We start from the raw sequence: 19,053 nt of genomic DNA, 5'->3' as shown, positions 1-19,053 counted from the left end.
GCGTTCGTTTTACTCAACATAAAAATGCAGGGAACGAGTTATGAAAACGTTAGGTGAATTTATTGTCGAAAAGCAGCACGAGTTCTCCCACGCTACCGGTGAGCTGACTGCTTTGTTGTCGGCAATAAAATTGGGCGCCAAGATCATCCACCGCGATATCAATAAGGCCGGTCTGGTCGATATCCTGGGTGCCAGCGGTGCGGAAAACGTTCAGGGTGAAGTTCAGCAGAAGCTGGACCTGTTCGCGAATGAAAAATTAAAAGCTGCACTGCGCGCACGTGATATCGTCGCCGGTATCGCCTCGGAAGAAGAAGATGAAATCGTGGTCTTCGAAGGGTGCGAACACGCCAAATACGTTGTGCTGATGGATCCGCTGGATGGCTCCTCCAACATTGACGTTAACGTCTCCGTGGGGACTATCTTCTCTATCTACCGCCGCGTCACGCCGGTCGGTACGCCGGTCACCGAAGAAGACTTCCTGCAGCCGGGTAACAAACAGGTTGCCGCGGGTTATGTGGTTTACGGCTCCTCCACCATGCTGGTCTACACCACCGGCTGCGGCGTGCACGCCTTTACCTACGACCCGTCACTCGGCGTCTTCTGCCTGAGCCAGGAGCGGATGCGCTTCCCGGAGAAAGGCAAAACCTACTCCATCAACGAAGGTAACTACATCAAGTTCCCGATGGGCGTGAAGAAATACATCAAGTACTGTCAGGAAGAAGATAAAGAGACCCAGCGCCCGTACACCTCGCGCTATATCGGTTCTCTGGTGGCCGACTTCCACCGTAACCTGCTGAAAGGCGGCATCTACCTGTATCCGAGCACCGCCAGCCACCCGCAAGGGAAACTGCGTTTGCTGTACGAATGCAACCCGATGGCGATGCTGGCGGAACAGGCTGGCGGCAAAGCCAGCGATGGTAAAGAGCGTATTCTCGATATCATCCCGGAAAGCCTGCACCAGCGCCGTTCGTTCTTCGTCGGCAACGACCACATGGTAGAAGACGTCGAGAACTTCATTAAAGAGTTCCCGGACGCTTAATTTCTACCTTCCCTTCCCGCCCTGCGGGAAGGGAGTTCCCTGTTAGCGATTCATCGCCCCGCCCACGCGAGTCACCGCCGCATTCTGGCGATTTTCCCACAGCACCGTCAGCCCGCGCTGCAGCGCAATGAAGATAAACAGCAGGATGCCGATGGCAATCTTCGTCCACCATGAACTGAGCGTACCGTCAAAGTTGATGTAGGTCTGAATAAGCCCCTGAATCGCCACGCCGAACAGCGTCCCCAGAACCGTTCCCACGCCACCGCTAAGCAGCGTGCCGCCTATCACCACCGAAGCGATAGCATCCAGTTCCACGCCGACGCCCGCCAGCGCGTAGCCCGCCTGGGTATAGATAGAGAAGACGATGCCGGCAAGCGTCGCCAGCCCGGTCGACAACATATAGATGCGAATGGTGGTGCTACGCGTCGAAATGCCCATCAAATTGGCCGACGTGGCGTTGCCGCCGATAGCATAAACCTGGTTGCCAAAGCGGGTACGATGGGCGAGGAAAATTCCCAGCACCACCACCAGCAGCATCAGCAGCCCCATCGCGCTCAGGCGGCCGCCGCCGGGGATGGTCCACGCCAGCCCGGACAGAGTGTCATACAGCGGATGGTTAATAGGAATCGACTCTTCCGAGACCAGATAGCTCACGCCGCGCAGGAAAAACATACCGGCGAGGGTGATGATAAATGCCGGAATTTTCAGCGCATCGATCAGCAATCCCATAAACGCGCCGAAGGCGCAGCCCATGGCCAGTACCAGCGGAAAGGCCAGCAGCGGCGAGATCCCCCAAAAGCCGATCGCTTTGGCAAGAAACACGCCGGTGAAGGCAATCACCGACCCGACCGACAGATCGATACCGCCGCTGAGGATCACGAAGGTCATGCCGACGGCGATGATCCCAAGGAAAGCGTTATCGGTCAGGATATTGCAAATCACCCGCGTCGAAGCAAAACCCGGAAACTGGGTCAGGCAGTAGAGATAGCCCAGCACGAATACCGCGAGGGTGATCATCAAAGGTAAATTACGTTTTATCACGGCCGCGTACCCCTTTCAGTAGACCGATAAAGCGCGGCGACTGAACGATCAGTACGCACAGCACCACCACCGCTTTCACCACCTGGTTGAGCTCCGGCGGGAAACCGGAGAGTAAAATCCCGGTGTTCATTCCCTGGATAATCAACGCCCCCACCACCGACAGCAGCAGATTGAAGCGCCCGCCCATCAGCGAACCGCCGCCGATCACCACCGCCAGGATGGCGTCCAGTTCCAGCCACAATCCGGCGTTGTTGGCGTCGGCGCCGCGGATATCCGCCGCCACGATAATGCCGGCAATCGCCGCGCAAATACCGCTTAGTACATAGGCCAGCATCACCACGATGCGGGTATTCACCCCGGCATTCTTTGCCGCACGGATATTGATCCCCACCGCCTCAATAAACATGCCGAGCGCGGTCCGGCGGGTAAACAGCCAGAACAACAGTAGCGTTGCGACGGCAATAATCACCGGCGTCGGCAGCAGCAACAGGGAGCCGCTGCCGAGCCAGGAAAGCGCCGGTGAATCAAAGGTGACTATCTGCCCGGAGGTAATCAGCTGCGCGACGCCGCGCCCGGCGACCATCAGGATAAGCGTGGCCACAAAAGGCTGGATCTTCAGCACGGCCACCAGAATGCCGTTCCACAGGCCGGCCAGCGCGCCTGCGCCCAATGCGGCGAGCAGCACCACCGGCAGGCTGTGCCCGGCGACGGTCATTGAGGCGGCGGTCGCTCCGGCGATAGCCATTACCGCACCGACCGACAGATCGATGCCGCCGGTGGCGATGACCAGCGTCATGCCAATCGCCAGCAGCGCCACCGGCGCCGCGCGGTTGAGAATGTCAATCGGGCTGCCAAACAGCCGCCCATCCTGCAGCAGCACCTGGAAGAAATGCGGCGCCACCAGGCTATCCACCGCTAATACCAGCAGGAGAGCGATAATTTGCGGCATCCCTTTCGGCCAGCTAAAGCGCCGTTTTGGCTGTCCGCTTTGTGATACGGTTCTGGGCATCATGCTAGGCTCCTTATGCCGCAATCGCGTTCATGATCGCCGGGACCGATAGCTCGGCAAGCGGGATTTCCGCCACCTGCTGGCGATCGCGCATGATGATCACCCGGTCGGCGTAGCCCACCAGCTCTTCCAGTTCGGAGGAGATAACCAGCAGCGCCAGGCCATCGGCGCAGAGGGTTTCTATCAGGCGAATAATCTCGGCGTGGGCGCCGACGTCGATACCGCGCGTCGGCTCATCGAGGATCAGGAACTGGGGTTTGGTCAGCAGCCAGCGCGACAGCAATACCTTCTGTTGGTTGCCGCCGGAGAGAAATTCGATCGGTTGTTCAGCGCTGGGAGTGCGAATGCCTAGCTGGCGAATAAAGCGTTCGGCGATCTCATGCTGTTCACGGCGCGGGATCGGCCGCAGCCAGCCGCGCTGCGCCTGTAGCGCCAGCACAATATTTTCCCGTACCGAGGCGGCGGCGATGATGCCGTCGGTTTTACGATCTTCCGGACAGAAGCCAATGCCGAGGCAGGAAGCCTGATGCGGCGAGCGCAGCGTTTGCGGCTTGCCCTTGATCCACGCTTTACCGTTGTCGGCGGGCTTGATGCCAAAAATGACCTCCGCCGTTTCGGTGCGCCCGGATCCCAACAGCCCGGCCAGTCCGACGATCTCGCCCGGCCGCACCTGCAGAGTAAACGGCGCAATCGTGCCCTTCTTGCCAAAATCTTCAAACGCCGCCACCGGCTTATCGCTAAGCAGCGTGCGCCCGGCGCGCTGCAGCGCCTGATGGTCCAGCTCGCGCCCCAGCATCATTTTGACCAGGTCGATTTGCGGCAGCTCGCGGGTCTCCCGACAGCCGACGAAACTGCCATTGCGCAGCACGGTAATACGGTCGCTGACGGCATAGACCTGGTCGAGAAAGTGGGTCACGAAAATCAGGCTGACGCCGTTATCGCGCAGCTGACGCATCAGGGTGAACAGCATCTCCACTTCCTGAGTGTCCAGGCTGGCGGTCGGTTCATCGAGGATTAATACTTTCGCCGACAGGTCGATGGCCCGGCAGATGGCGACGATTTGCTGCATCGCCACCGAAAAACGGTTCAGCGGTTCGCGCACGTCGAGCGAGAAGCCGTAAGAGGCCATCAGCGCGGTAGCGCGTTTTTCCATCTCTTTGCGCCGCAGCAGACCAAAGCGCTTCGGCTCGCGGCCAATAAACAGGTTATCCGCCACCGACATATTCGGCAGCAGGTTAACTTCCTGGTAAACGGTGCCGATACCCAACTGCTGAGCGTGGGCGGTGTTTTTCGGCGATATTTGCTGCCCTTCCAGCCAAATCGCCCCGCGTTCGGCATGGTACACGCCGGTGAGCGCTTTAATCAGCGTCGATTTTCCCGCGCCGTTTTCGCCCAACAGGGCCATGATTTCGCCGCGCCGTAGGCTGAAATTAACGTTATCCAGCGCTTTGACGCCGGGAAAGAATTTGCTTAATCCTTCGGTGCGGAGGATTTCCTGATGTTGGTCGGTGGTCATGATTCCCCCTGCATCACGCCGGATGGCGCTACGCTTATCCGGCCTACAAAAGAGCGCAATGTAGGCCGGGCAAGCGTAAAGCCCCCGGCATTTTCATGAAGGCTTAGTAGCCCATATTTTTCTTCTTCTCTAACTCTTCTTTTGCCGTATCCGGCAGGTAGAGGGTCGATTTGGTGATGGTCAGCTTCTCAGGCAGGGTGCCGTCTTTTTTGTATTTTTCCAGCGCATCAAACGCCGGACCGGCCATATTCGGCGTCAGCTCGACGCTGGCATTCGCCTCGCCGGCAATCATCGCTTTATAAATATCCGGCACGCCGTCGATAGAACCGGTGAGGATATCTTTGCCCGGCTTCAGCCCGGCCTCTTTGATGGCCTGAATCGCGCCGATGACCATGTCATCGTTATGGGCGTAGACCATGCAGATGTTCTTGCCGTTATTCTCCGCTTTGATAAAGCTCTCCATCACCTCTTTCCCCTTACTGCGGGTGAAGTCGCCGGACTGCGAGCGGATAATCTTGATGTTGGACGCTTTGGCAATCGCCTCGGCGAAGCCTTTCTTACGATCGATAGCGACGCTGGCGCCCACGGTGCCCTGGAGCTCCACGACGTTACACGGCTTGCCATCAACGGTTTTCACCAACCAGTCGCCAATCAGTTGGCCTTCCAGCACGTTGTTGGCGGTGACGGTGGTCATATACAGCGACTTATCTTTAACGTCGATCGAACGGTCGAGGAGGAACACCGGGATATTGGCCTCTTTCGCTTCTTTTAGCACCGGCTCCCAGCCGGTCGCCACCACCGGCGCGATAAAGATCGCGTCCACGCCCTGGGCAATGAATGAGCGCACGGCTTTAATCTGGTTTTCCTGTTTTTGCTGACCATCGGCAATCTTCAGGGTGATGCCACGCTTCGCCGCTTCTTCCTTAGCAACATTCGTTTCGGCCGCGCGCCAGCCCGATTCAGAGCCGACCTGCGAAAATCCTACGGTCAGGTTGGCGGCCATCGCCATAGACGACATAGCTGCCGAAACCGCGGTGACGAGAAGTAAGCGCTTCCACATAAGATGTTCCTCGTAGGGTTATTGTTGGTTAAATGCTCACCTGCGAACAAACTATAGACAATCCGTTATGTAACTGAATGCGTTACATCACACTTCGAAAAAGTAAATAAAATGTTAATTAGTGCGATTTGTCTGAGCTGAGCGGCGATAAGGCTTCCCGCCCAACGGCATGCCCTGCGCTAATGACGAAAATTTGCCTTCTGGATAACCGCCGCTCGCAACATTGAAAACGGTTACACAAAATTATTCAGAATGTAGCTATCTTTATGGATTTTAGGGTTATCTGATGAGGAGAAATTCAGACGCTTCCCCCCATAGCCAGGCAAAAAGAAGCGAAGACATTCGATGTGAGTTGGCTATAATACCGGGCACTTGTTTGCCAAACATTTTTAAAGGAAACAGACATGAGCTTACTCAACGTACCTGCGGGCAAAGAGCTGCCGGAAGACATCTACGTCGTTATCGAAATCCCAGCTAACGCAGACCCAATCAAATACGAAGTTGACAAAGAGAGCGGCGCACTGTTCGTTGACCGTTTCATGTCCACTGCGATGTTCTATCCGTGCAACTACGGCTACATCAACCACACCCTGTCCCTGGACGGCGACCCGGTTGACGTGCTGGTCCCGACTCCGTACCCGCTGCAACCAGGCTCAGTTATCCGCTGCCGTCCGGTTGGCGTACTGAAAATGACCGACGAATCCGGTGAAGATGCCAAGCTGGTTGCGGTACCGCACACCAAGCTGAGCAAAGAATACGATCACATCAAAGATGTGAACGACCTGCCGGAACTGCTGAAAGCCCAGATCACTCACTTCTTCGAGCACTACAAAGATCTGGAAAAAGGCAAGTGGGTTAAAGTCGACGGTTGGGACAACGCTGAAGCGGCTAAAGCTGAAATCGTTGCTTCCTTCGAGCGCGCTAAACAGAAGTAATTCTGTTTATCCAGCATAAAAAACACCGCCTCCGGGCGGTGTTTTTGTATGGGCCTGTTCTGGTTTCAGACGGCCAAAAAACAACGCCACCCGAAGGTGGCGTTGCCGTTTTCAATTACTGGTCTCTGTCCAACCAGTTTCCGCTCTCAATCTGCGCAAACCCCTCGACGGAGCGCTGGTAGACATACATCCACGCGCTGCCGTAAGGCGTTTGGATCAGATGGCGCGCGTATTCACCGCCCTTGGTGCGCAGCGCATCCAGCTCGGCCAGCGTCGATGCGTCGATACGATACACTTCACCATGTACTGTGCCCTCGCCCGGCACCGCGCCTGGATAGTGGCCCAGGCTGTACAGCTGATAATCGTCGACACTATGAGCGCCCAGCAACTGGGCGTTGGTCATCCAGTGGCTGTTGCCTTGTTTGCGTCGTAAACTGCCGTAAACAAATATTCGCATTGCTAAAACTCAAACTGATAGAGCAAATCGAGAGCCTGGTCTACGCCAGACACCGCTTCCATATATAGCTTAGGCATCAGGCGATAACGCAGGGTAAGCGTCGCCAAAGAGTCGAAGATGCCGACGCCGTATTTTACCTGAAGACCTGGCAGCACATAGCCGCTGACTACCACCTGGGAGGAGTCGCCTACCCCCTGGGTATCCAGCGCCAAATTGCTTACGCCAAACGTCTCGCCGATTTTACCCACAACCTGACCACTTTGTGCAACCCCCATTCCAATAAGCATTGAGGTCATTGCCGCACTATCGCTCTGTTCGCTGCCTAAACCCTGACCGCGTAACAGATAAGAAAGCGCTTCCTGCTGCGACATTGCCGGGTCGGAGAAGATCTCGGCCTTCGGCTGATCGGCAGAACCGGTGACGCGAACGCCGGCGATCACGTCGTCTTCGGTGGCTTCCGGGTTACGAATCGCTTCGATATTGAGCAGCGGCTGATCCGGCGGCCCGGAGAACAGCAGCTCGCCTTTACGCACGATCAGATCCTGACCATAAGCGTGGAAACGACCTTCCGGAATATTGATCTGGCCATTGAGCCCCAGCCCCTGCTTATCCTGCGCCACTTTCAGATCGCCGGTCAGACGCGCTTTCAGGCCGAAAGCGTCCAGACGCACGTTGTTGCCGACGTGAATCGTCAGGTTGCTGTTGATCGGAATACCGGCGCTCTGCGGCTTAATCGGCTTCAGATCTTTATCCAGCATCACCTCATCGGAAGAGACGCCCACCGCGCTCTCCGGCACCTCGTTCACCACAATACGCGCCCAAGGTACGTCAACGCGGCCATCGAGGTTAAACAGGCTTGGCGTGGCGGTAAACACCACGTCCGGAGAAACATCCAGGCGGACCATCGGCGGCACGGTAATGCGCACCCGGCTGCCCTTCGCCGCAATCTGCGCGCGCCAGTTGTCGATTTGCGTCCAGTCGGCGTTACCGCTCAGCGCAATCTGCCCCTGTTTGGTATTCACCGTCCCCTGTAGGGTCGAACGCGTTCCGTTAAAGTTCATCGCCAGTTGGCTCGGTTGCATATCAAACGGCATAAAGTTGCCGTCGATATCAACGCCGCTGAGCTGCATCTGACCAAACAGCTGCGGGCTCTGTAAGTTGCCGCCCAGACGCAAACGAGCATTAAGCTTGCCTTCCGCTTTCTCGCCGCGAGCGAAGATCGGGTTAATCATCGCCAGCGAGAAGTTGCTGATGTTGACGTTGCCGCCCAGGTTACGCCGCCCCTGCGGGTCGGTCACCTCCACCTGGCCATCAAGCTGGCCGTTGTTGGTCAGGCGTATCAGCCAGCCCAACTGCGCCCGGTTGTTATGCAGGTCGGCGCTGAGGTTAAGCGTATCGAAAGCCACCGGCAGCGGTGCGTCGTTGACCGTCTGGGTGACTTTGACGTTGCGCCCGCTGAGGGTGACTTTGCCCTGCGGCAGCCCCTCTTTGGTGGTGTCCCAGCTCACATCGGCGTTACCGCTAAACACGCCGCTTGCCTGGGTCGCCTCCGGCATAAACGGCTTCAGCATCGCCAGATCGAAACGGTTGAGATTGACCACCGCGCGCCCGCTGGCGCCGGCATCGATGGTCTGCGGTACGCACAGCTCGGCATTCGGGTTGCTCCAGCAGTGCGGCCCGATGCTGATTTTCTGTTCTTGATTACGGTAATCCAGCGCAATGTTGCGCGTCAGCGCCACCGGCCCTACCGGCGTCTGGAAACGGGTATTGCTCAGGGTGCCCTTCCAGCGCTCCTCTTTACGATCGAAGCTGCCCGCCAGCGTCAACTGGCCCGACACCGGCTCGCCCTGTACGCGCAGCTGTAAATCGTGCTGCTTCTCGGTACCTTTGGCATTCAGCTGCACCAGGCTGATGTTAACGCCCGGCTGGCTGATACGATCGACGCGTACGTCAAGATTGCCGCCAATCTGGTCGCTGGATTTGACGTCGCCTTTGACGTTGACCTGGGCTACCGTCAGTTCCTGCCAGCGTAAAGCGCGAGCGGTGATATCCGCCAGCAGCTGCGGCGCATCGATGGTGCCGCGCACCTTCAGCAGACCTTTCGCCGTACCCCCCAGCCCCGGCAACGCATTGTCGAGATGCGGCGCATCGATGGTGGCGTCGAGATTGAGGTCTTTCACCCCCAGCTCGCCTTTCACATCGGCGCTGTTTGGGCCAAGCGCCAGATGCAGTCCCGGCACTTTCCACTGCATATAGCTGTTACCCTGCAGCGAACCGTGGACATCCACTTTATTCTGTTTCACGTTGCCGGTAATTTTCAGCTCAGGAACCGCCATCTGCCAACTGCTGCCATACAGGCTACCCTGGGTTTTGATAATCCCGTTCAGCTTCGACGGCCAGTCCGGCACCTCTTTGGCGGTATTAATGCCATCGAGGGTCAATTCGCCGCGCCAGCTGATCGCCTGCTGCCAGTCGAGCAACGCTTTCAGTTCGGTTTTCCCCTCCAGCGCCGCTACGGTCAGCTTATCCAGGTTCACCTGCTGTTCATTGCCTTTAGCATTAAGGGTAATTTTAGCCGGCGGCAGCGACTGCCCTTTCACCGCGGTACTAAACGCCATGGTGTAGTCGGTCATTTTGCCGCTGAATTTCAGATGCAGATCATCCGCCTGGAACTGTTTCTCGCCGGTAAACGGCCAGTACAGCTGCTTACTTTTCACTTCCATATTCAGCGGCAGACCGGCTTCCGCCAGCTGCGCTTCGGCGCGCAGGGTCATGGCCACCGAGCCGGCTAAATCAACGCCGACCTGCAGTTTTTTACGCAGTTCGCCGCCAACTTTCAGCTTTACCTTCTCGCCTTTCAGCGGGTCGATGTTCAGCGTACTGTCGAGGGTGATGTCGACCGGCCAGTTATCCTGCAGTTGCGCGGTGCCGGAAGCGGTAACCTTGCCCTGGTCGGAATCGACGTCCAGCGCATCAAGTTTCATCTGCCCGTCGATGCTGCTCACCTTCAGCAGCAGGTTGTAGACGGTCATATCGGTGTCGCCGGTCAGGCGCAGCTGTTCGCCGCGGAACTCCTGAATATTAAGGTTCAGCGGCAGATGCACATCGACCATCTCCGGTAGCACCGGCTGCGAGAACAGATCTTTCATCGTCTCGCCAAGCGGCTTCTCTTCCGGTTTCGGATGGTCAATTTTCGGCTCCACCACCTGCTCCTGCGCCACTTTTGCTACCTTCGGCAGGGCGATGAGCAAGCCCTGGAGCGAAGTCGGCGTCAGGGTCAGGTTTTTCTCCTGCCAGTTCAGGCCGGTGGAGAAATCGCGCAGCGAAACGGCGGTGTCGTCGATTTTGACATTGACGTTATGCAGCGCCACGCGGCTGAGGGTAATGGGGTATGGCGTCGACAGGTTCAGCGGGCCGGAATCTTCTTCCTCTACCGGCGTCGAAGGAGGCATCTTTTTGGTATCGATAGCGACGTAGATATCACGCAGCGAGATATCGTTAACGCACAGGCTGCTATCCCACAGGCAGCGCAGCTTGACGCCGAGATGGAACTGGCCGGCCGTCACCGCTACGCCCGGCTGTTCGAAGCGCACGTTCTGTAAGGTCAGGTCACGCCAGCCGCCGGTAACCTTGCCGATCTCCAGCCCCGGCACCCAGCGGTCCGCCGCTTTCAGTACCAGATGCAAACCGGTAGTAGTGCCGACTAAAAAGCCAACCGCACCAATCAGCAACACTAAAAAGAGTAATACGCCGAGGCTTATCTTCTTCCATAAACTCATAATTCAGGCCCCAGACCGATATAAAACTGTAAACCGTGTTCTTCTTTGTCGCCGATAGGTCTGGCGATATCCAGCTTGATCGGCCCGACCGGCGATTGCCAGCGCACGCCGACGCCCGCGCCGGTTTTAAAATCGCTTTTACGGATGTCGCTCACCGCTTCGCCGCTGTCAATAAACATCGCCCCCCACCATTTTCCGGTGACGTTGTATTGATACTCCAGCGAGCCTGTCGCCAGCTTTGACGCACCGATCAGCTTGCCGTCGTCGTCTTTCGGCGAGATCGACTTGTATTTATAACCACGAATGCTGCGGTCGCCACCGGCGAAGAAACGCAGATCCGGCGGAACTTTGCTGAAGTCATCGGCTTCAATCCAGCCGAGGTTGCCGCGCACCACGAAGCGGTGGCGGTCATAGAGGGTGCGGATCCACACGTCCTGCGCCTGCATGACGATAAAGTTAATGTCCGAGCCCCACATGGTGTTGGAGTAGTCCACCGAATAGCGCTGGGAATCGCCCCAGGTTGGCATCAGGCCGCCGCGGGAGCGGGTCCGGTTCACCGAGACGCCGGGATAAAGCAGCATGGTGGTATTGGTGACGTTAGCCTGGGTAAAGTGGTCCAGACTCCAGCGCAGATTAATCGCGCGCTGCCAGCCACTCGACATCTCCCAATAGCGCGACAGCGCCAGGGTGGTGGAGTCGGCCTTGGTATCGTTAAGGTCGGTACGCTTAAAACCGCCCTGCATCAGGTAATACTGCTCAAGCGGGCTTTTTAACAGCGGGACTTTGTAGCTGAAATCGAACTGCTGCTCCGGCGCGGAGAGGCTGATGCTGGAGCTCAGGCTGTGGCCGTAGGAGTTCATCCACGGCTTTTTCCACGTCGCTTTCACGCGCGGCCCGACGTCTGTCGAATAGCCGACCCCGGTTTCCACGGTGTTCTCTTTGCGTGGCGAAACGACGCCCTGCAGAGGCAGCACCTTGGTTTTGCGTGATTTATCAAACTGCGGCGCGACGACCACCGAGTTAAACCAGCCGGTCGCCGCCAGGCGGCGGTTCAGCTCCGCCAAATCCTGCGAGGTGTAATAATCCCCCTGTTTAAAGGGCACCAGACTTTGCAGGTACTCTTCGCGGATCTGCGAACCGGTAAAACTTACCGGACCAAAGCGGTAGCGCTCGCCGCTGTTGTAATCGATATCCCAGAAAGCCTGATGGCGGTCGAGCGACACGCCGAGCTGGCTTTTATTGAACTCGCTATCGAAATAGCCTTTACGCAGCGCCACCTTGGTGAGCGAGCTTTTGAAGCCGTCATAATCGCTGTGATTAAGTACCGTGCCAATTGCCGGACGCGTTTTCAGCAGGTCCAGATAATCGTGGTCGGTGCGCGCGCCGCCGCGCAGGATCACCTCGGTACCGCCAATGCGCACCGGCTCGCCGGGAGTTACTTTGGCAATCAGTACCTGGCGCCCTTTTTTGGGCGGCGGACGTAGATCGAAATCGATGGTGGGTTCATAGTAACCCAGCGCTTTCAGCCCCTCGCGGATGGCGTCATCGACGCGCGCGCGAAAACGACGGTCCGGCGTGACTTCATCGCTCTGGATCGTGGATAGTTGGGCGCGGACGTTTTTTTCCAGTTCCCCGGATAACCCCTCAACCTGCAAACGCACATTCGCTGCGCTGGCGACCCCGCTGACCAGCAAAAGGCTGGTAACGCATATCTGGCGGATTTGTTGCACGTGTTCTCCTGAATATCCTTGTTTCCCCCCGAAGGAAACGCAAGTGCCGCTCCACGGCTTAACAAAACCCTAACAACTAAGGGTTGAAAAAGTGACGGTAACCCAAATAATTCTTATGTTTAAATTTAGACGTATTGAGCGTGTTTATTGTCTAAAAAGATACGCGACGTTACAACCTTAACCACAAATTGCGAGGCCAACCGTGAGTCTATTTGATAAAACGCATCTTGTCGCCCAGGCGGATGCACTACCGGGGCGCAACACGCCGATGCCGGTAGCAACGCTCCACGCCGTTAACGGCCACTCAATGACCAATGTTCCTGAAGGAATGGAGGTCGCGCTGTTCGCGATGGGCTGCTTCTGGGGCGTCGAGCGTCTGTTCTGGCAATTGCCGGGGGTCTACAGCACCGCGGCGGGCTATACCGGCGGCTACACGCCAAATCCAACCTATCGCGAAGTCTGCAGCGGCGACACCGGGCACGCGGAAGCGGTGCGTGTGGTGTATGACCCGCAGGTCATCAGCTATGAACAACTGCTGCAGGTTTTCTGGGAGAACCACGATCCGGCGCAAGGGATGCAGCAGGGTAACGACCACGGCACGCAGTACCGTTCGGCTATCTACCCGCTGACGCCAGAGCAGCTTGAAGCGGCGCAGGCCAGCATGCTGCGTTACCAGGCAGCGATGCGCGACGCCAACGACACCCGCGAGATCACCACCGAAATCGCCACGGCGAAACCGTTCTACTATGCCGAGGACGATCATCAGCAGTATCTGCACAAAAATCCGTACGGCTACTGCGGTATCGGCGGGATTGGCGTTTGCCTCCCCCCGCAGGCGTAATCCTGAAGAGTAAGGCCGCTGGCGAGAATAATTATCGCTCTGGTGGCTTTACAGACATTTACGCTATACTACGCTGTGTCATAGCCGGTCCAGCGCCTTCGGACCGGTTTTTTATGTATTCCACATTAAAAGAGTTATCCACTTCCCTTCCGAGGATCTGGCCTCAACGGTCAGAAAAGATATGTTAAACAGTATTTTAGTAATACTTTTCCTTATTGCCGTCAGTGCATTTTTTTCGATCTCTGAAATCTCACTGGCCGCATCACGTAAAATCAAACTCAAATTGCTGGCTGATGAAGGCAATGTGAACGCGCAGCGCGTTCTCAAAATGCAGGAAAATCCTGGCACCTTCTTCACCGTCGTGCAGATCGGCCTTAACGCCGTGGCCATTCTCGGTGGTATCGTCGGCGATGCCGCCTTTTCGCCTGCTTTCCACAGCGTACTGAGCCGCTACATGTCGCCGGAGCTTTCCGAGCAGCTGAGCTTTATTTTCTCCTTCACCCTGGTCACCAGCCTGTTCATCCTGTTTGCTGACCTGACGCCGAAACGCATCGGTATGATTGCGCCAGAAGCCGTGGCTTTGCGCATCATCAACCCGATGCGCTTCTGTTTACTGGTCTTCCGCCCGCTGGTGTGGCTGTTTAACGGCATGGCGAACAACATCTTCCGCCTGTTTAAAATCCCAATGGTGCGTAAAGACGACATCACCTCTGATGATATTTACGCGGTGGTGGAAGCCGGTGCGCTGGCCGGGGTACTGCGTAAACAGGAACACGAATTAATTGAAAACGTCTTTGAGCTGGAGTCCCGTACCGTCCCCTCTTCGATGACTCCGCGTGAAAACGTGATTTGGTTCGATCTGCACGAAGACGAGCAGAGCCTGAAGAATAAAGTGGCGGAACATCCGCACTCCAAGTTCCTGGTATGTAACGAGGATATCGATCACATCATCGGCTACGTCGATTCCAAAGACCTGCTGAACCGCGTACTGGCAAACCAGAGTCTGGTGTTAACCGGCGGCGTGCAGATCCGCAATACGCTGATCGTGCCGGATACCCTGACCCTCTCTGAAGCGCTGGAAAGCTTTAAAACCGCCGGCGAAGACTTCGCGGTGATCATGAACGAATACGCGCTGGTGGTGGGGATTATCACCCTCAACGACGTCATGACTACCCTGATGGGCGACCTGGTCGGCCAGGGGCTGGAAGAACAAATCGTCGCCCGCGATGAGAACTCCTGGCTGATTGACGGCGGGACGCCGATCGACGACGTGATGCGCGTGCTGGATATCGATGAATTCCCGCAGTCCGATAATTACGAGACCATCGGCGGCTTTATGATGTTCATGCTGCGTAAGATCCCGAAACGCACCGATGCGGTGAAGTTCTCCGGTTACAAGTTTGAAGTGGTGGATATCGATAACTACCGTATCGACCAGCTGCTGGTCACCCGTATCGATAACAAACCAACGGTGCTGGTACCGAAACTGCCTGATATCGAAGAAGCGGCGAAAAAAGAGAAAGGTGCGGCGTAAGCGGCCCTGAAAACATCAACGGCTCCCATCGGGAGCCGTTTTTTTTCGTGCCGTCATACCACGTTATGCGGTCTCTGTTTGCAGACGCATAACCTGACGATTGACCTCGGACATCACTGAGAAGTGCAGCTTGTCCTTAACCTTCGGGATAAGGATTTTGCCCTTATCAAATTCAAAAGCGCCAACGTCCTTGATGTACAACCGTCCACGAAACAGGATCTTCACGTACTTCGCCACTTGCAGCGGATTGTAGCGTTGGAAAATTTTCATTGTTGTCTCCTGCCAGGGTTACGCTCCTGCGGTGCCACAGTTAGCCCGCGTATCGGGAGCGCAAATTTTAATGCCCTAAAACTATAGTCCAGATTTCCGAAGTCACCCAGTCTGTAGAAGTTTTTTTACCCTTTGATGACAATAATTCAGAATTTTCGTTTCAGGCATACGTAGTTGTTAGTATAAGTTTCCGTTTTTTATTGAATGTGTGCGTTGGCACGCAAACTGGCATCACGCTTGCGGGTAATGGCGACAATTCGCACTTATCATTAAACAAGACCAAGTGGTCGGATCACCTGCATATAAAAAAGGATATCTCATGACCCTACGTAAGTTGCTGGCGGTTTCCGCCCTCCTGTTGCCGTTAATGGCTTCGGCACATAATTTTGTCGACGGTCAACGCGTCGCGCCGGTAGGCATCGCCGACCGCGGAGAACTGGTACTGAGTAACGATAAGTTTAGCTACAAAAACTGGAATAGCTCGCAGCTGGCGGGAAAAGTGCGCGTCATCCAGCATATTGCCGGGCGCACCTCGGCAAAAGAGAAAAATGCCAATCTGATTGAGGCGATTAAGGCGGCTGGCCTGCCGCACGACCGCTACCAGACCACCACCATCGTCAATACCGATGACGCGATCCCCGGTTCCGGGATGTTCGTGCGCAGCAGCATTGAGAGCAATAAACAGCTCTATCCGTGGTCGCAGTTTATCGTCGACAGCAACGGTCTCGCACGCAAAGCCTGGCAGCTCGATGAAGGCAGTTCGGCGATTGTGGTGTTAGACAAAGACGGACGCGTTCAGTGGGCAAAAGACGGCGCGCTGACCCAGCAAGAGGTACAGCAGGTTGTCGGCCTGCTGCATAAGCTGCTTAATAAATAGAGACGCGGAAGCCGGGGTTGAGGAAGGATTCACGCGGCGTGTAGTCGAGGGTTTTACCCTGCCAGTCGTGAACGTGCGCCCCGGCGGCTACCGCGACCGCATGACCGGCGGCAGTGTCCCAGGTGCTGGTCGGCCCGAAGCGCGGATAGAGCTGCGCCTGGCCTTCCGCCACCAGGCAGAATTTCAGCGACGAACCGATTGAGGTGGTCTGGTGCTCGCCCAGTTGCTCCAGATACTCCTGCAGCTCCGGATCGTTACCATGGGAGCGGCTAATCACCACCAGCGGCGGGCGAGCATCGCGAACCTGAATCTGCTTGCGCACGCCGCACTCTTCTTTCCACGCCTTGCCATTTTGCGCGCTGTACATCACTTTCATCACCGGCGCGTACACCACGCCCAGCGTCGGTTTGCCGTTTTCAATCAGCGCGATATTAACGGTGAATTCGCCGTTGCGCTTGATAAACTCTTTGGTGCCGTCCAGCGGATCGACCAGCCAGTAGCGCTGCCAGTGCTGCCGCACTTCCCACGCCGGCGGATCCTCTTCGGAGAGGATCGGGATTGCTGCATCCAGCGCCTGCAGGCCGCTGACAATGACTTTATGCGCGGCGATATCCGCCGCGGTAACCGGAGAATCATCCTTTTTGCTGCTCACATCCATCGGCTGGTTCCCATCGTAGACATCCATGATGGCATCGCCCGCGGTCCGTGCAAGCTGACATACTTGTTCTAACATTCTCCACCTCTTCTGGTTACAGTGGCGTTAACTCGTTGTTTTATTTATATCGCATCATCACCAGTTCCGCTATCTGTGATAACACTAGCGGTTTCCATTCACGCTTTTCTGGCAGAATTCACAATTCTGTAAGCAACAGAATGTAAATACATTTTCTTTTGTGCCATTGCTCATAAAAAAGGACGCCTCTGATGATTAAGTTTAGCGCAACGCTGCTGGCCACGCTGGTGGCGGCCAGCGTCAACGCGGCGACGGTCGACCTGCGGATCATGGAAACCACCGATCTGCACAGCAATATGATGGATTTCGATTACTACAAAGATGCCGCGACGGAAAAATTCGGCCTGGTCAGAACCGCCAGCCTGATTGAAAAAGCCCGCGCGGAAGCGAAAAACAGCGTGCTGGTGGATAACGGCGATGTTATTCAGGGTAGCCCACTGGGCGACTATATGGCGGCAAAAGGACTTAAAGAGGGGGATGTGCATCCGGTTTATAAGGCGATGAACACCCTGAATTACGCCGTCGGCAATCTGGGAAACCATGAATTCAACTACGGTCTCGACTTCCTGCACAAGGCGCTGGCCGGGGCGAAATTCCCCTACGTTAACGCCAACATTATCGATCTCAAAACCGGCAAACCGATGTTTACGCCCTACCTGATTCAGGATACCGAGGTTCAGGATAGCGATGGTCAACCCCATACCCTGCGCATCGGCTATATCGGTTTTGTGCCGCCGCAGATCATGACCTGGGATAAAGCTAACCTCAGCGGCAAGGTGAAGGTCAACGACATCACTGAAACCGCGCGTAAGTATGTACCGGAGATGCGCGCGAAAGGCGCTGATGTGGTAGTCGTGGTTGCGCATTCCGGCCTCTCCGCCGACCCCTATCAGGCAATGGCGGAAAACTCGGTCTACTACTTAAGCCAGGTGCCGGGCGTTGACGCCATTATGTTCGGCCACGCCCACGCGGTGTTCCCCGGTAAAGACTTCGCCAGTATTAAAGGCGCGGATATCGCCAAAGGTACGCTGAATGGTATTCCGGCGGTAATGCCGGGAATGTGGGGCGATCATCTCGGGGTGGTCGATTTGGTGCTGAATAACGACAGCGGTAAATGGCAAGTGACGCAGGCTAAAGCCGAAGCGCGACCTATTTACGACGCGGTAGCGAAAAAATCGCTGGCGGCGGAAGATAGTAAAATGGTGGCGGTGCTGAAAGCCGATCACGACGCCACTCGCGAATTCGTCAGCAAGCCTATCGGCAAGTCCGCCGACAACATGTACAGCTACCTGGCGCTGGTGCAGGACGACCCGACGGTGCAGGTGGTCAACATGGCGCAAAAGGCCTATGTCGAACACTACATTCAGGGCGATCCGGATCTGGCGAAGTTGCCGGTGCTTTCCGCCGCCGCGCCGTTTAAAGTCGGTGGGCGTAAAAACGATCCGGCAAGCTTTGTCGAAGTGGAAAAAGGCCAGCTCACCTTCCGTAACGCCGCCGACCTCTATCTCTACCCGAACACGCTGGTGGTGATGAAGGTAAGCGGTAAAGAGGTCAAGGAGTGGCTCGAATGCTCCGCCGGGCAGTTTAACCAGATTGACCCCGCCAGCAGCAAACCACAGTCGCTGATTAACTGGGACGGGTTCCGCACCTATAACTTCGACGTGATTGACGGCGTCAATTACCAGATCGACGTCAGACAACCGGCGCGCTACGACGGCGAGTGCCAGATGATTCACCCGCAGTCAGAACGCATCAAAGACCTGACCTTTAACGGTAAGCCTATCGATCCGCAGGCCACCTTCCTCGTCGCCACCAATAACTATCGCGCCTACGGCGGCAAATTCGCCGGTACCGGCGACAGCCATATCGCTTTTGCCTCCCCGGACGAAAACCGTTCGGTGCTGGCGGCGTGGATTGGCGCACAGTCGAAGAAAGATGGCGCGATCCATCCGGCGGCGGATAACAACTGGCGACTGGCGCCGATCCACAGCAAAACGCCGTTGGATATTCGCTTTGAGACCTCGCCTGGCGACAAAGCCGCGGCGTTTATCAAAGAGAAAGCACAGTATCCGATGCGGCAGGTGGCGACTGATGATATCGGTTTCGCTATTTATCAGCTGGATTTGAGTCAGTAATGCCTGTTCCCCGGTGGCGCTGCGCTTACCGGGGCTACAAAACGAAGCTGGCCTGTAGCCCGGATAAGGCGCCAGCCGCTATCCGGGTACATCTCCC

Annotated in this window: 15 protein-coding genes; 6 read left to right on the top strand and 9 right to left on the bottom strand. The window is 56.4% G+C overall.

The window, feature by feature from the left end:
* Positions 1-40: 40 nt before the first annotated feature.
* Positions 41-1,039 (top strand): class 1 fructose-bisphosphatase, encoded by a 999-nt coding sequence (gene fbp, locus ABLV07_RS18550; protein ID WP_015368583.1) that lies wholly within the window; start codon positions 41-43, stop codon positions 1,037-1,039.
* A 42-nt stretch (positions 1,040-1,081) separates the two neighbouring features.
* On the opposite strand, the gene yjfF is transcribed toward fbp, so the two are convergent.
* From yjfF to ytfQ, 4 genes are all read right to left on the bottom strand, one after another.
* Positions 1,082-2,080, bottom strand: a complete 999-nt coding sequence (gene yjfF / locus ABLV07_RS18545; RefSeq protein ID WP_015704198.1) for a galactofuranose ABC transporter, permease protein YjfF — start codon at positions 2,078-2,080, stop codon at positions 1,082-1,084.
* A complete protein-coding gene (ytfT, locus tag ABLV07_RS18540) occupies positions 2,067-3,092 on the bottom strand; it encodes a galactofuranose ABC transporter, ATP-binding protein YtfT (RefSeq protein WP_063443413.1) in 1,026 nt (341 codons plus the stop codon). The genes yjfF and ytfT overlap by 14 nt, the downstream gene beginning before the upstream one ends.
* Positions 3,093-3,102: 10 nt before the next feature.
* Entirely contained in the window at positions 3,103-4,605 is a 1,503-nt protein-coding gene (gene ytfR / locus ABLV07_RS18535; protein WP_348853700.1) for a galactofuranose ABC transporter, ATP-binding protein YtfR, read from the bottom strand.
* Between the two features lie 103 nt (positions 4,606-4,708).
* A complete protein-coding gene (gene ytfQ, locus ABLV07_RS18530) occupies positions 4,709-5,665 on the bottom strand; it encodes a galactofuranose ABC transporter, galactofuranose-binding protein YtfQ (RefSeq protein ID WP_020079801.1) in 957 nt (318 codons plus the stop codon).
* Between the two features lie 404 nt (positions 5,666-6,069).
* Between ytfQ and ppa the strand changes: the two genes are divergently transcribed.
* Positions 6,070-6,600, top strand: a complete 531-nt coding sequence (gene ppa, locus ABLV07_RS18525) for an inorganic diphosphatase (RefSeq protein WP_015368588.1) — start codon at positions 6,070-6,072, stop codon at positions 6,598-6,600.
* Between the two features lie 115 nt (positions 6,601-6,715).
* Here the strand turns inward: ppa and ABLV07_RS18520 are convergent, their stop codons facing one another.
* From ABLV07_RS18520 to tamA, 3 genes are read right to left on the bottom strand one after another with little or no spacing between them, the layout of a single operon-like run.
* A complete protein-coding gene (locus tag ABLV07_RS18520; protein WP_015704194.1) occupies positions 6,716-7,057 on the bottom strand; it encodes a gamma-glutamylcyclotransferase in 342 nt (113 codons plus the stop codon).
* 2 nt (positions 7,058-7,059) lie between these two features.
* Positions 7,060-10,836: an autotransporter assembly complex protein TamB gene (gene tamB / locus ABLV07_RS18515; RefSeq protein ID WP_047076916.1), complete on the bottom strand. Its 3,777-nt coding sequence runs from the start codon at positions 10,834-10,836 to the stop codon at positions 7,060-7,062.
* Positions 10,833-12,566 (bottom strand): autotransporter assembly complex protein TamA, encoded by a 1,734-nt coding sequence (gene tamA / locus ABLV07_RS18510; RefSeq protein ID WP_032706723.1) that lies wholly within the window; start codon positions 12,564-12,566, stop codon positions 10,833-10,835. The genes tamB and tamA overlap by 4 nt, the downstream gene beginning before the upstream one ends.
* 202 nt (positions 12,567-12,768) lie before the next feature.
* On the opposite strand from tamA, the gene msrA reads away from it, so the two are divergent.
* Together msrA and ABLV07_RS18500 are read left to right on the top strand one after the other, a co-directional pair.
* Positions 12,769-13,407: a peptide-methionine (S)-S-oxide reductase MsrA gene (gene msrA, locus ABLV07_RS18505; RefSeq protein ID WP_015368592.1), complete on the top strand. Its 639-nt coding sequence runs from the start codon at positions 12,769-12,771 to the stop codon at positions 13,405-13,407.
* A 181-nt stretch (positions 13,408-13,588) separates the two neighbouring features.
* Positions 13,589-14,941: a hemolysin family protein gene (locus ABLV07_RS18500; protein WP_015368593.1), complete on the top strand. Its 1,353-nt coding sequence runs from the start codon at positions 13,589-13,591 to the stop codon at positions 14,939-14,941.
* A 63-nt stretch (positions 14,942-15,004) separates the two neighbouring features.
* Here the strand turns inward: ABLV07_RS18500 and ABLV07_RS18495 are convergent, their stop codons facing one another.
* Positions 15,005-15,211 carry a DUF1107 domain-containing protein gene (locus ABLV07_RS18495; RefSeq protein ID WP_015368594.1) on the bottom strand — a complete coding sequence of 69 codons (207 nt, stop codon included), beginning with the start codon at positions 15,209-15,211 and terminating at the stop codon, positions 15,005-15,007.
* Positions 15,212-15,530: 319 nt separating this feature from the next.
* Between ABLV07_RS18495 and ABLV07_RS18490 the strand changes: the two genes are divergently transcribed.
* Positions 15,531-16,088, top strand: a complete 558-nt coding sequence (locus ABLV07_RS18490) for a YtfJ family protein (protein WP_032709693.1) — start codon at positions 15,531-15,533, stop codon at positions 16,086-16,088.
* Here ABLV07_RS18490 and cysQ read toward each other — a convergent pair.
* Complete coding sequence (cysQ, locus tag ABLV07_RS18485; protein WP_015704189.1) at positions 16,078-16,821, bottom strand: 3'(2'),5'-bisphosphate nucleotidase CysQ; 744 nt, start codon at positions 16,819-16,821, stop codon at positions 16,078-16,080. The genes ABLV07_RS18490 and cysQ overlap by 11 nt on opposite strands.
* Before the next feature lie 191 nt (positions 16,822-17,012).
* On the opposite strand from cysQ, the gene cpdB reads away from it, so the two are divergent.
* On the top strand, positions 17,013-18,956 hold the full coding sequence (cpdB, locus tag ABLV07_RS18480; protein WP_045364929.1) for a 2',3'-cyclic-nucleotide 2'-phosphodiesterase: 1,944 nt from the start codon (positions 17,013-17,015) through the stop codon (positions 18,954-18,956).
* The last annotated feature ends 97 nt before the right edge of the window (positions 18,957-19,053 follow it).

The sequence above is a fragment of the Klebsiella sp. CN_Kp097 genome (assembly GCF_040064495.1).
Taxonomy (GTDB): domain Bacteria; phylum Pseudomonadota; class Gammaproteobacteria; order Enterobacterales; family Enterobacteriaceae; genus Klebsiella; species Klebsiella aerogenes.
The sequence above is the reverse complement of the archived record's forward strand: the minus strand, read 5'-3'. Positions and strand labels throughout refer to the sequence as shown.